At 65.0% G+C, this 12,491-nt stretch carries 12 protein-coding genes; 7 read left to right on the top strand and 5 right to left on the bottom strand.

The window, feature by feature from the left end:
* Positions 1–206 precede the first annotated feature (206 nt).
* The 4 genes from CEY11_RS08220 to CEY11_RS08235 all read left to right on the top strand — a co-directional run bounded on the left by CEY11_RS08220 (position 207) and on the right by CEY11_RS08235 (position 4,293).
* Complete coding sequence (locus CEY11_RS08220) at positions 207–926, top strand: c-type cytochrome (RefSeq protein WP_088602900.1); 720 nt, start codon at positions 207–209, stop codon at positions 924–926.
* 8 nt (positions 927–934) lie between these two features.
* The gene (locus CEY11_RS08225) at positions 935–1,867 is read left to right on the top strand and encodes a c-type cytochrome (protein ID WP_198958875.1); all 933 of its coding nucleotides are present in this window, start codon (positions 935–937) and stop codon (positions 1,865–1,867) included.
* A 171-nt stretch (positions 1,868–2,038) separates the two neighbouring features.
* Positions 2,039–2,740 carry an SDR family oxidoreductase gene (locus CEY11_RS08230; RefSeq protein ID WP_088602902.1) on the top strand — a complete coding sequence of 234 codons (702 nt, stop codon included), beginning with the start codon at positions 2,039–2,041 and terminating at the stop codon, positions 2,738–2,740.
* A 107-nt stretch (positions 2,741–2,847) separates the two neighbouring features.
* Positions 2,848–4,293 (top strand): MFS transporter, encoded by a 1,446-nt coding sequence (locus CEY11_RS08235; RefSeq protein WP_088602903.1) that lies wholly within the window; start codon positions 2,848–2,850, stop codon positions 4,291–4,293.
* A gap of 90 nt (positions 4,294–4,383) precedes the next feature.
* Here the strand turns inward: CEY11_RS08235 and CEY11_RS08240 are convergent, their stop codons facing one another.
* Positions 4,384–4,914, bottom strand: a complete 531-nt coding sequence (locus tag CEY11_RS08240) for a MaoC family dehydratase (RefSeq protein ID WP_332888359.1) — start codon at positions 4,912–4,914, stop codon at positions 4,384–4,386.
* Positions 4,915–5,075: 161 nt separating this feature from the next.
* Between CEY11_RS08240 and CEY11_RS08245 the strand changes: the two genes are divergently transcribed.
* Complete coding sequence (locus tag CEY11_RS08245) at positions 5,076–5,366, top strand: nucleotidyltransferase family protein (RefSeq protein ID WP_088602905.1); 291 nt, start codon at positions 5,076–5,078, stop codon at positions 5,364–5,366.
* Between the two features lie 69 nt (positions 5,367–5,435).
* Complete coding sequence (locus tag CEY11_RS08250) at positions 5,436–5,795, top strand: HepT-like ribonuclease domain-containing protein (RefSeq protein WP_233154790.1); 360 nt, start codon at positions 5,436–5,438, stop codon at positions 5,793–5,795.
* Between the two features lie 6 nt (positions 5,796–5,801).
* Here the strand turns inward: CEY11_RS08250 and boxA are convergent, their stop codons facing one another.
* The 4 genes from boxA to CEY11_RS08270 all read right to left on the bottom strand — a co-directional run bounded on the left by boxA (position 5,802) and on the right by CEY11_RS08270 (position 11,732).
* Positions 5,802–7,076, bottom strand: coding sequence for a benzoyl-CoA 2,3-epoxidase subunit BoxA (boxA, locus tag CEY11_RS08255; protein WP_088602906.1), 1,275 nt, complete (start codon positions 7,074–7,076; stop codon positions 5,802–5,804).
* A gap of 97 nt (positions 7,077–7,173) precedes the next feature.
* Entirely contained in the window at positions 7,174–8,601 is a 1,428-nt protein-coding gene (gene boxB / locus CEY11_RS08260; protein ID WP_088602907.1) for a benzoyl-CoA 2,3-epoxidase subunit BoxB, read from the bottom strand.
* A 148-nt stretch (positions 8,602–8,749) separates the two neighbouring features.
* Positions 8,750–10,408 carry a 2,3-epoxybenzoyl-CoA dihydrolase gene (boxC, locus tag CEY11_RS08265; protein ID WP_088602908.1) on the bottom strand — a complete coding sequence of 553 codons (1,659 nt, stop codon included), beginning with the start codon at positions 10,406–10,408 and terminating at the stop codon, positions 8,750–8,752.
* Positions 10,409–10,802: 394 nt separating this feature from the next.
* Entirely contained in the window at positions 10,803–11,732 is a 930-nt protein-coding gene (locus CEY11_RS08270; RefSeq protein ID WP_269845268.1) for a helix-turn-helix transcriptional regulator, read from the bottom strand.
* 189 nt (positions 11,733–11,921) lie between these two features.
* Here CEY11_RS08270 and CEY11_RS08275 point away from each other — a divergent pair, with 189 nt between their 5' ends.
* Positions 11,922–12,404 carry a 4-hydroxylaminobenzoate lyase gene (locus CEY11_RS08275; protein ID WP_088602909.1) on the top strand — a complete coding sequence of 161 codons (483 nt, stop codon included), beginning with the start codon at positions 11,922–11,924 and terminating at the stop codon, positions 12,402–12,404.
* The last annotated feature ends 87 nt before the right edge of the window (positions 12,405–12,491 follow it).

The following is a 12,491-nucleotide window of genomic DNA, read 5'->3' on the forward strand; positions in this document are numbered from 1 at the left end:
TCTATATTATCAATAGAAATATGCTTATAATTATTTAAGCATAACGAGCTTGCGCGACGACGGAGCGCATGGTGTGATCGCCGGATATGACCCGCCGGCGCTAGGCAGCCTCCATACCGGCAACAGCATTGGCCTACGTGGCAGCATGACGGGGCGCCGGCCATGCACCGCGCCCGCAGCGACTCGCACACACGGAGAACATGCCCATGACCACGAACCTCATTCGCGAACGCCGCAGGCTGTATAGCCTGGCCGCCGCGAGCCTGCTGGCGCTGGGCGCCCAGGCCCACGCGGACTCCCTGGCCGACCAGGGCAAGGCGATCGCCACCTCGGGCAGCGGCGCCGCCGTCGCCTGTGCCAGTTGCCATGGCGCGCAAGGCCAGGGCATGGCGGCCGCCGGCTTTCCCTATCTAGCCGGACAAGGCGCCGACTACCTGGCCCGGCAACTGCACGACTTTGCGTCGGGCAAGCGCCCCAACCCGATCATGCAGCCCATCGCCAAGGCGCTCAGCGCCGAGCAGGTCAAGGCCGTGGCCGCATACTTCTCGCAACTGCCGCCCGCCATCGACGCCAAGGCGCTGGCCGGCCGCGCAGATACTTATCCGCCCAAAGGCGATACGGGCGCGTGGCTGGCCAACCGCGGTGACTGGAGCCGCGACATCCCCGCCTGTGTGCAATGCCACGGCCCGGGAGGCATCGGCGTGGGCAAGGACTTTCCGGCCATCGCCGGGCAGTCGGCGCAGTACCTCCACAATCAACTGGCCGCCTGGAAAGACAAGAAGCGCGACCCCGGCCCGCTGGCCCTGATGGGGGATATCGCCGCGCGCATGGACGACGCGCAGATGACGGCGGTATCGGACTATTTCTCCAAGCTGCCGGCTGCCGCACAAAGCCCGGCCGCGCAGGCCCAGGGAGCACAGAAATGAATAAACACTTGAAACACGCCGCCCTGTGCGCCGCCGCCATCGCTACGCTGGGCGCGGCCCTGCCCTGTGCTACGCAAGCCGCCACGCAGGCCGCCGCCCCCAAAGCCGAGCCGGCGCCCGCCTTCACGCCGCCGCCGGCCGACTCCATACCTGACGACGAGTTCGGCAAAATGGTGCGCAAGGGCCAGGACATCTTCCTGCACACCGGCGCCTACGCCGGCAAATACATCGGCAACGACTTGAACTGCGTCAGCTGCCACCTCGACGCGGGCAGGCGCGCCGGCGCCTCGCCGATGTGGGCGGCCTATGTGCTCTATCCGGCATACCGTGCGAAGAACGGCCACGTCAACACCCTGGCCGAGCGCCTGCAGGGATGCTTCCGCTACAGCATGAACGGCGCAATGCCTCCGGCCGACAGCCAGACCATCGTGGCGCTGGAAACCTATATGTATTGGTTGGCCAAGGGCGCACCCACCGGCGTGAAGCTGGCCGGCCAGGGTTTTCCGAAGCTGGCCAAGCCCGCCCAGAAAGCCGACTACACCCGCGGCCAGCAAGTCTACGAGCAGCATTGCGTGCTCTGCCACGGCGCCGACGGCGCGGGCCAGCACGCCGGGGGCAAGATGGTGTTCCCCGCCTTGTGGGGCGACGACTCGTACAACTGGGGCGCGGGCATGCACAGCGTCGCCACCGCGGCGGCCTTCATCAAGGCCAATATGCCGCTCAGCCAGGGCAACACCCTGACGGAGCAGCAGGCCTGGGATGTCGCCTATTTCATCGATGCCCAAGAACGGCCCCAGGATCCGCGCTTCAATGGGTCGGTCGAAGAAACCCGCAAGAAATACCACGATTCCGCCGACAGCCTGTATGGGCTGGAAGTCAACGGCAAAGTGCTGGGCGCGCACTCCACGCCGGCGGGCGGCAAGCTCAGGAAGGGTTCGTAGCGCGGATGTACACGGGCCGCATGGGCCTGCATAGCTCTTTGCCCGCTGGCCCATGACATGCGGGCATCGTGTCCCGCAAAACGCCGCACCACGGAACACCACACGGCGATTCGTGGCAAGCGGCCGGCACTGCCATAATGTCGCCTGTACGATCCATTCACGCAGGAAACCATGTCTCAAGAACGAGTACTCATTACCGGGGGCGGCGCCGGCATCGGCGCGGCTTGCGCGAGGCGTTGCGCCGATGAAGGCTATGAAGTGGTGGTCATAGACCGGGCCGGCGGGGACATCACCGCCGATCTTTCCGACCCGCAACAGACCGCCCAGGCGCTGGAGCAGGCGCTGCGCGGCGGGCCGATCACACGCCTGGTGAACAATGTGGGCATGGTATGCCCCGCCAGCGCCGCCGAGCAGACGATTGACGAACTGGCCAGCACCTGGTCGCTGAACGTGCGTTGCGCCATGCAATGCATGCAGGCTCTGCTGCCGGGCATGCAGGCCGCGGGCTTCGGCCGTATCGTGAATATTTCGTCCAGGGCGGCCCTGGGCAAGGAACTGCGCAGCGCCTATGCATCGACCAAGGCGGCCCTGCTGGGGATGACGCGGGTCTGGGCGCTGGAACTCGGCCGCCATGGCATCACGGCCAATGCGATCGGCCCCGGGCCCATACGCACGGAATTATTCGACCGGGCCAATCCGGCGGACAGCCCACGCACCCAGGCCATCATCGACGGCGTGCCGGTCAAGCGCCTAGGGACTCCGGACGATATCGCGCATGCCGCGGCATTCTTGCTCGACGCGCGCAGCGGCTTCACGACCGGGCAGGTGCTGTATGTGTGCGGCGGCATGACCGTCGGCACGGCGGCCGTCTGACAGCGCCGCGCACGCACGGCGGCCTATAGGCCTATACTCCATAGGCACCGCCGCCCCGCCCGGGGTAACACGCAGTCTTGCGAAACGAAGCCTGACAAGCATGTAGCATGAGCCCTCATCACGATGCCGGCAAACCGGCGAGCCCGACCGACAACAAGCCCATACAACGCGGCAAGGTGTTCGCCACCGTTTCCCTGGCGCTGCTGATGACATCGGTGGATTCGACCATCGTCGCGACGGCGCTGCATTCCATGCAGCTCGGGCTGCATACCTCGATCAACTGGGTCGGCTGGACCATCACGGCGTATTCCTTCGGCTTCGTGCTGATGCTGCCGATCAGCGGCGGCCTCAGCGAACGCTACGGCCGCCGCAAGGTGTTCCTGGGCTCGATCATCGCATTCACGGCGGCTTCGCTGTGCTGCGGGCTGACCAATGATATTTTCCTGCTGATTGCCCTGCGCGCGGTGCAGGCGGCGGGCGGAGCCGGTTTCACGCCTTCGGCCACCGGCATCGTCGTCGACCACTTCGGCAGCGCACGCGACCGCGCCGTCAGCCTGTTCGGCAGCATCTTCCCCATCGGCGCCATGATCGGGCCCATCTTCGGTGGCCTGTTCGTGACGTACTGGACCTGGCGAGGCGTATTCTTCGTCAATGTGCCTATCGGCCTGCTGCTCATGGCGATGACCTTGCGCTATATACCGCGCGACCGGCCTGCGCAGCCCGCCGGCGCTGCCGGCAACCCATCTACAGCAAAAAAACCACGCCGGGGCCTGGACATCGTCGGCATCACTCTGCTCGGCGGCGGCCTGTTCGCGGCCATGCTGGCCGCCAGCTACCTCGGCGAAAAGCACGCGGAACCGGCATCGCTGGCTTTTGTAGCACCGGCGATCGTCGCGGTCGCGGGCCTATGGCTGTTCTTCCGCCATATCCACCGCAGCACACATCCTTTCATCGCCCCCCAGCTGATCCACGGGCCGGGCTTCGGCTCGGTCAACTTCATCAATACCATCTACGGCGGCATCATCGCGGGCTCGATGGCGCTGGTTCCGCTGTATGCCACCAACCGCTACGGCATAGACGCACTCGGCTCCGGCACCCTACTGGTCGCCCAGGGGATCGCCGCCATCGTCCTGTCCATCGTCGGCACCATGATATTGCGCCGCACCGGCTACCGCCTGCCCATGTACATAGGCGGCACGGTGATAGGCCTGGGCATGCTGCTGCTCGCCATACATCCGCCGGCGGGCATTTCGCCCTACCTCTGGATGGCGGCCGCAGCCTTTCTGGTCGGCGCGGGCAGCGGCACCCTGAACCCGGCCAGCCGCAACGCGGGCCTGCAACTGGCGCCAGAGCACTCATCGACGCTCGCCGCGCTGCGCACCCTGTTCCGCCAGGTCGGCTCCATCATCACGATCTCGACGGCCACCGCGATTCTTTCCCACGCCGGCACGCCGGGCAGCACGCAAAGCTGGATCTACATCGCGACCGCGCTGCTGTGTGTCGCCTCGCTGCCGGTAATCACCCGCGTGCCCGAGCATCGCGGCTCGTGGTAGGCGGCCCCTCGCAGCCGCGAGGCCGCCCGGGCCCATCCATGGCCGCATCCCATGCCTTCCACAAGCCCGCAGCGGGCGGGGCCGGGGGTTTTATGCCTGCTCGCCCAGATCGAACAGGCTGGTGGCTTCCAGCTCCAGCACTTGTTCGTCGCGCTGGTTGAAGACCTGCCAGGTCCAGCGCATGATGCCGAGATCGGCACGGCTGGACGATGTGCGCACGGAATTGACCGTGGCTTCGAGGCGTATGGCGTCGCCGGGACGCACCGGCAGTATCCAGCGCAGCCTTTCCACGCCGGGCGAACCGAAGGACTCGGAATCAGTCAGGGCGGCCTCGACGGCCATGCGCATCGCCAGGCTGCAGGTCAGCCAGCCGCTGGCGATCAGGCCGCCCCAGCGGCTCTGCCCGGCGCGCTGCACGTCGGTATGGAACCATTGCGGGTCGTAGTCGCGCGCAAAGCCGAGCATTTCCTGTTCGTCCACGACGACGGGCGGATGCTTGATGACCATGCCGGCTTGGAATTCGCTGAATTTCATGTCAGACCTATTGGAATCGGTGTGCGGAAAAATTCGATGCCTGCTCAGCGTTCCCCGGTCGGCCGCGGGGCTACAACAGGCAGGCATCGGCTGGCTCCAGTGTAACGCCCATTGGCGTAATGGATGGGAACAGAGCCGCACCCTCGACCCAGCGGTCTCGGTGCAATAGCCCACCCGCTAATAGCGTGAATAGAGTGTAGAATCAATGGCAGTACCGTGGTCAGTGCTCGTTTGTGGACAGACACAACATGAAACCCTCACAAGCCCTCGATACGCACAGAACCGAGATCAGACGCATCGTGGAAGCGCACCGTGCGCATAATGCGCGCATCTTTGGTTCCGCCGCCCATGGCAATGATACCGAAGCCAGCGACCTGGACATCCTCGTCGACCCCACGCCCGAAACCACCCTATTCGACATAGGCGCGATTCGGCACGAATTGTTGCAACTACTCGGGGTGCCGGTCGACGTCGTTACGCCCAACGCCCTGCCGGAAAAATTCAGGCATGTCGTGCTGGCCGAGGCCGTCCCGATATGAGCTCGCCCGGCGGCTGCCCACGGGAGTCACCAAGCGCGGGATGTGGAGCAGCCACGGGAGGGTGAACCTGTGAGCCTATCCGACACTGCCCGGCTGCCAGACTATCTCGCTCACATTCTGGAAGCGATAGAACGCATTGACGAATATACGTCAGGGCTGAGCACCGCCAGGTTTCTCCAAAACAAGCTGATCCAGGACGCTGTACTGCGCAACCTGGAAATTGTCGGCGAAGCCAGCCACGGCATCGAAGCACGCTATCCGGAGTTCGCCGCAGCGCACCCCGACTTGCCGCTGGCCTTCGCCTACCAGATGCGCAATGCCGTAGCCCATGGCTACTTCAAGGTAGACATGGAAATCGTCTGGCAGACAATCAGACAGGATCTGCCCACCTTCCATACGAAGGTGAAGAAATTGCTCGCGTCCGGCTAAGCCCAATCAATAAGTCTCGAAATGCAGCCGCCCCTGGGTCTTGAGCTGGGCGTGGACTTCGGCCCAGTCGCCGCCGGCCTGTGAGACCACGTGTTGCAGGGCGTCGATGACGCCGTCTTCCATGCCCTTGAGGCCGCAGACGTAGATGCAGGTCTTGCCGTCTTCCAGCAGCCCCATCACGTCGGTGGCGCGCTCGCGTATCAAGTCCTGCACGTAGCGCTTGGGCTGGCCGGGCGCGCGCGACAGGGCCAGGTTGATGTCGATGAATTCCTTGGCCAGGTTCATCAAGGGGCCGAAATACGGCAGTTCGCGCTCGGTGCGCGCGCCGAAGAACAGCATCAGCCGGCCCTTGAAGTTCTGCTCTTTGGTCAGGCGGCGGCAGCGTTCGGTCATGGCGCGCATGGGGGCCGAGCCGGTGCCGGTGCAGATCATGATCAGGTTCGAGTCGGCCTGGTTGGGCATCAGGAAGGTATTGCCGAAGGGGCCTATGACCTTGACCGTGTCGTTCTTCTTCAGGTCGCACAGGTAGTTCGAGCACACGCCCTGCGTCGGCTTGCCGTCGTAGTCGGTGGTTACGCGCTTGACCGTCAGCGACAGGTTGTTATAGCGCGGCCGCTCGCCGTCGCGCGGGCTGGCGATCGAGTATTGGCGCGCATGATAGGGCCGGCCGGACGCATCGGTGCCGGGCGGGAAGATGGCGACCGACTGGCCCTCCAGCACGGGGAAAGGCTGCTCGCCGAAGTCCAGCACGATGTGGTGGATGTCGCTTTCGGTGTCGTCGTCGGTGACGCGGTAATTGCCTACGACGGTAGCCGTCACCGGGTTCTTGTGGGTGTACAGATTGAGATAGGGGTGCGCGGCCGACCAGGGCGGCACGCTGGCCCCGGCCGAGGTCGACGGCAGGCCGTCCAGGTCGGCATTGGGGTCTTCCTGCGCCTCGGCGGCCACGGCCGGCGCCGCCACTGGCTGCTGCGCGCCCGCGGGTTCGGCCGCGGGTTCGGGCAGATCTTGCTGGGCCGGAAGTTCCATCCAGCCGAATTGCTCATCCATGCTGTAGGTCTGGTCGGACAGCACCTTCAGCCAGTTGTCGATGGCGCCGGTCGGGCACGGCGGCACACAGGCCATGCAGCTTTGGCAGACCTCGGGGTTCACCACGTAGTTGTTGGAATCGTGGGTGATGGCATCGATCGGACAGGTTTCCTCGCAGGTATTGCAGCGTATGCAGATTTCAGGATCGATCAGATGCTGCTTGATGATGCTGGAGGGGATGGGGGCTGTCATGACGGAACTCCTGGTGCCGAGGCCTGGGATTCGGGCCGGGCGGCCGCGCCGCGGACGAAGCCGCCGCGCGCAGTCCGGCCGGAACGCCGAAGAGACTTCAGTTGAAACGCACGTATTCGAAATCGATGGGCTGGCGGTTGATGCCTATGGGCGGCGGCGCGATCCAGTTGGCGAACTTGCCCGGCTCGGCGACACGCCCCATCAGCGAGGCGACGAAGGCGCGGTCGCCCTCGGTGGGCAGCCAGGAATCCTGGTTGGCGCGCCACTGGTCTTCGCTCAGCACGGTGCCGTCGGGCGCCACGCGGATGCCGGCCAGCGCGCCGATCTTGCGGTTGAAGGCCTTGTGCGGCACTTGCAGGCGGAAGGCGACGCCGCTTTTTTCCATGACGCGGTTCCAGCGGCCCACGCCGGCCATCGAGTCGCGGATGAAGTCGTCGCGCAGCACTTCGTTCAGCGCATTGAGCATGGGCACCTCGATCTCGCGCAACTTGCCGTCGGCCACTTCCAGCACGCGATAGGTGTCGTTCTTCAGCTGGTGGTCGTCGCTGCGCTTGCCCTCTTCGTAGCGGCCCTTCAGCCCCGAGCTGTAGAAGATGGCGGCATTGGACGACTGGTCGGCACCGAACAGGTCGATGGTGACGCTGTAATGGAAATTCAGGTAGCGCTGGATGGTCGGCAGGTCGATGACGCCGGCGGCGCGCAGCGTGGCCGGGTCTTCGGTCTTGAGCTCGTTCATGACCTGGCAGGTACGCTGCAGCACACGCGACACGCCCGACTCGCCCACGAACATATGGTGGGCTTCTTCAGTCAGCATGAACTTGGTGGTGCGCGCCAGGGGGTCGAAGCCCGACTCGGACAGGGCGCTGAGCTGGAACTTGCCGTCGCGGTCGGTGAAATACGTGAACATGTAGAAGGCCAGCCAGTCGGGCGTCTTCTCGTTGAAGGCGCCGAGAATGCGCGGGCTGTCCTGGTCGCCGGAATTGCGCTGCAGCAGGGCATCGGCCTCTTCGCGCCCGTCGCGGCCGAAATAGCGGTGCAGCAGGTAGACCATGGCCCACAGGTGCCGCCCTTCCTCGACATTGACCTGGAACAGGTTGCGCAGGTCGTACAGCGAAGGCGCGGTCAGGCCCAGGTGGCGCTGTTGCTCGACCGAAGCGGGCTCGGTGTCGCCCTGCGTGACGATGATGCGGCGCAGGTTGGCGCGGTGCTCGCCCGGCGCTTCCTGCCAGGCCTCGCGGCCCAGTTGCTCGCCGAAGTGGATCTTGCGTTCGCCGTCTTGCGGCGCCAGGAAAATGCCCCAGCGGTACTCGGGCATTTTCACGTAGTCGAAATGCGCCCAGCCGTCGGGCTGCACGCTGACCGCGGTGCGCAGATAAACGTCGAAGTTCTGCGCGCCTTCGGGGCCCATGTCCCGCCACCATTGCAGGTAGTTGGGCTGCCAGTGCTCGAGCGCACGCTGCAGCGTACGGTCGCCGGACAGGTTGACGTTGTTGGGGATCTTCTCGGAATAGTTGATGCCGGACATATCTGGAACTCCTCGATGGAAAAGCCCTGTGGCTCTATCTAATCTATATACCTGGCCGATGCAGCGCTGGCGCTGGAATCGGCAGAATGCTTGCGCGGTGCGCGGCACTTGCCGGCGCGCCGCATGATTGCGGCAGGCGGCCGCGTCGTCAGACTCGATTCCAGTCGAAACTGGCCTGCTCGCCCTTGCCGTACAGCTTCAGGGCGCCCTTTTCTCCCGATGCATTGGGTCGATAGAAAATCCAGTTTTGCCAAGCGGTCAGGCGCCCGAACACCCGGGTCTCCATGGTTTCCACGCCGCCGAAGCGCAGATTGGCCTCCAGCCCGGTCAGCGCATCGGGCGACAGGGCGCGGCGCTCTTCCAGGGCCAGGCGAACCTCGTCGTCCCAGTCCAGGGCATCGAGCGCATAGGTGACCAGCCCCAGATCTTGCGCCGCGGCCGCACTGATGGGGGCGCCGGCGGCGCCGCGCACCGCCTCGATGGCCGGCGCTTCGTCATAGTAGCGGCGCTGGATGCGGCTCTGGCCGTTGACCATGGGGTAGTAGCCGAAATTGGCTTCGTCCAGCGCGATCGTCGCCGGCTCTGCGGCTTCGTCGTCGTCGAGCATATAAGAGCGGTCGCAGGCCAGGGCCAGCTCGAGCAGCGTGCCGACGAAGCACGAACCCGGCTCGATCAGCGCATACAGGGAACGCGAGGTCACGTCCAGGCGCGCCAGGGTACGGCGCAGCATGCCTGTGGTTTCGCGCACGAACCAGTGGTCGGCGAATTTCTGCAGGACGGCGTCGGCCGCCAGCACTTGCTCGGCGTCGCCAGCGGTGCGTATCACCCAGGTGCCGATATCGAGTTCATTGGTACGCATGTGCAGGATGGCGTCGTCCAGTTCGCGCACCATGCGCAGCGGCCACCACTCCGCACCCTGGGCCAGGATGGCGTCGATGTCGGCAGCCACCGGCGCCTCGGGCGCGCGCACCGTCCACTCGGCCAGGCGCTTGTCGCGGTCGATGCGCACTTCCACATATTTGTAGGCCAGGCCGTCGGCGCCGGCGGTGCGCTGCAGCGGCGTGAGTTCGACACCGCGGGCGTCGGCCGGCCGGTCGCTGCCGGCGGCCAGATCCTGCGCGCGCTGCTTCACGCCATCGGCGAATTGCGCCGGCTTGATGATGGCATCGACCAGGCGCCAGTCTTTGGCGCGCTGGCCGCGCACGCCCTCGACCAGGGTGCAGAAGATGTCGGCATGGTCGTGGCGCACCTTGCGCTTGTCGGTGACGCGGGTCAGCCCGCCGGTACCGGGCAGCACGCCCAGCAGGGGCACTTCCGGCAGCGCCACCGCCGAAGAGCGGTCGTCGATCAGCAGGATCTCGTCGCAGGCCAGCGCCAGTTCGTAGCCGCCGCCCGCGCAGGCACCATTCAGGGCCGCCACGAACTTCAGCCCGCTATGGCGGCTGGAGTCTTCGATGCCATTGCGGGTTTCGTTGGTGAATTTGCAGAAGTTGACCTTCCAGGAATGCGAGGACAGGCCCAGCATGAAGATATTGGCGCCCGAACAGAAGACGCGGTCTTTCAGGCTGGTGACGACCACGGTGCGCACCTCGGGGTGTTCGAAGCGGATGCGCTGCAGCGCGTCGTGCAGCTCGATATCCACACCCAGGTCATAGGAATTCAGCTTGAGCTTGTAGCCGGGACGCAGGCCGCCGTCTTCCGCCACATCCATGGCCAAAGTCGCCACCGCGCCGTCGAAGGACAGCTTCCAGTGCTTGTAGAGATCGGGATGAGTGCGGAAATCGACCGCGGCGGAAAGATCGCTCATGAGCGGCTCCTGTAGTCTGGATGAATAATAATTCATGGCGAGTGATGGGATGCATAATAATGCACTATTTTTCCACTGTCAAAGAAAAATGCAAAAAAATTCATTTTTCTTTCCGGAGAGGACGCCGCCGCACTGCCGCTGTCCTGTTTTCCGACGCCATCACTGCCCTGGGCAGCGCCCCGCCACTGCCCTGTCACTGCCCTGTCACTGCCCTGTCACTGCCCTGTCACTGCCCTGTCACTGCCACCGCCACTGCCGCACACGCGCTACTGCACTTGCTTTACTGTCCGCCCGCTTCCCCTGCTTGGTTCCCGCGCCGGCGGCGCCGGTCGCGCCAATCACGCGATCTACAGCCGCAGCCAGCGGCAGCTATGCCCCAACACCCTAGTTCCCTCTATACAGGCAGCCCGGCCTCCTGCCGGATATGGGTGCGCAGCGCCTGGAAGCATTCCTGCAGGCTCTGGTGGCTGGTGGAGCAGGAGAAATCCGCCTTGGAATAAAAGGCCTCGCGGCTGGCCAGGATGCGCTTGAGGTCGGACATGGCTTCGTTATTACCGGCCATGGGGCGGAAATCGCCCTGCGCCATGACACGCGCCATGTGCTCTTCGGGCGTGGCCTGCACCCATACCGTATAGCAATGTGCCAACAGTTGGTTCAGGGCGGCAGGCTCGGACACCAGGCCGCCGGGGGTGGCCAGCACCATTTCGGGATACAGCTGCAGCGACTCTTCCAGCGCTCGCTTTTCGTAGCGCCGGTAGGCGCTGGGGCCGTAAAGACTATGGATTTCGAGAATGCCGCAGCCGGCCACGCGCTCGATCTCGGCACTGAGCTCGACAAAGGCATAGCCCAGGTCTTGAGCCAGCATGCGGCCCAGCGTGGACTTGCCGGCGCCGCGCAGCCCGATCAGGGCGATTTGCTGCAGTTTGTTGCGGCGCCCCGCCGCCGCATGCCCGTCGTAGAGCTCGGCCAGCGTCTCGCGCGCCCGCTGCAGCTCGCTTTCGGAGCGATGCTCGAGCAGTTCGCGGATCAGCAGCCATTCGGGGCTGGAAGTGGTGACATCGCCCACCAGCTCGGCGATCGGGCAATGAAAGGCCTGGGCGATCTGCTGCAGCAGCAGGATGGACACATTGCCGATGCCGCCTTCCAGATTGGCCAGGTGGCGTTCGGACACCCCGGCGCTTTGCGCCAGCGCCTTGCGCGTCATGCCGCGCATCGCCCGCAGGCGGCGCACGCGCTCGCCCAATGCCACCAGATAGGGTTCCTTGGTGCCGTCCATGGCCTCGGGGACTTCCGCCGCCTGGCGCTCGAGTGCTTTATTTTTCACCCTGAATTACCCTAATAATTCGATTAACATGCATTATAGTGCTTGACACTTTCAATGAAAAGCCCTAATTTGCAGTCCAGCTGCAAGATTCTTCTTGACACTTACCCACACATTGCGCCGCAAGCCGCACGCCCCTCCCGGGGCCACGCCGCCTTGCGCAGCAGCCATTACAGCACAGGAGCCCTGGCCATGAGCAGCACCGAAGCACAGTTCCGCGGCCTGATCGCGCCTATTGCCGCCAGCGTCGGCGGGCGCAGCCTCGACGCCGAACTGCAGCGCGAACTGAACCAGCGCTATCCGGCCCACGGTGAGGCCTATCGGCAGATCATGCAGTCCTGTAGGGACGGCATCGCGGCGGGCTGGATGTGCCCGCACGAGCACGGCGGCATCCGCTACGGCCGCGTGCTGGAAGCCGCGCCCGAGCTGGGCGGCTGTTCGGTCGACGTGGCGCAGATGCAAGATGTTGCCGGCCCGCACCATCGTCATCCCAACGGCGAGATCGACCTCATCATGCCCCTGGACCAGCAGGCCGAATTCGACGGGCACCCGGCCGGCTGGCTGGTCTACGGCCCCGACACGGCCCACCGGCCCACGGTCAGCGGCGGCAGCGCGCTGGTACTGTACCTGCTGCCCGAAGGCGCCATCGAATTCACCCGCCGCGCACAACAGTAAGGGGGCGCGGCGCAAGACAGCACGTGCCCTCGCAGTGCACTCGCCTTGCCTCGCGCCGCAGCCGCACTACTCATATTTCCATCCATT

Origin of the sequence: Candidimonas nitroreducens, assembly GCF_002209565.1 — a bacterium.
Lineage (GTDB): Bacteria > Pseudomonadota > Gammaproteobacteria > Burkholderiales > Burkholderiaceae_B > Candidimonas > Candidimonas nitroreducens.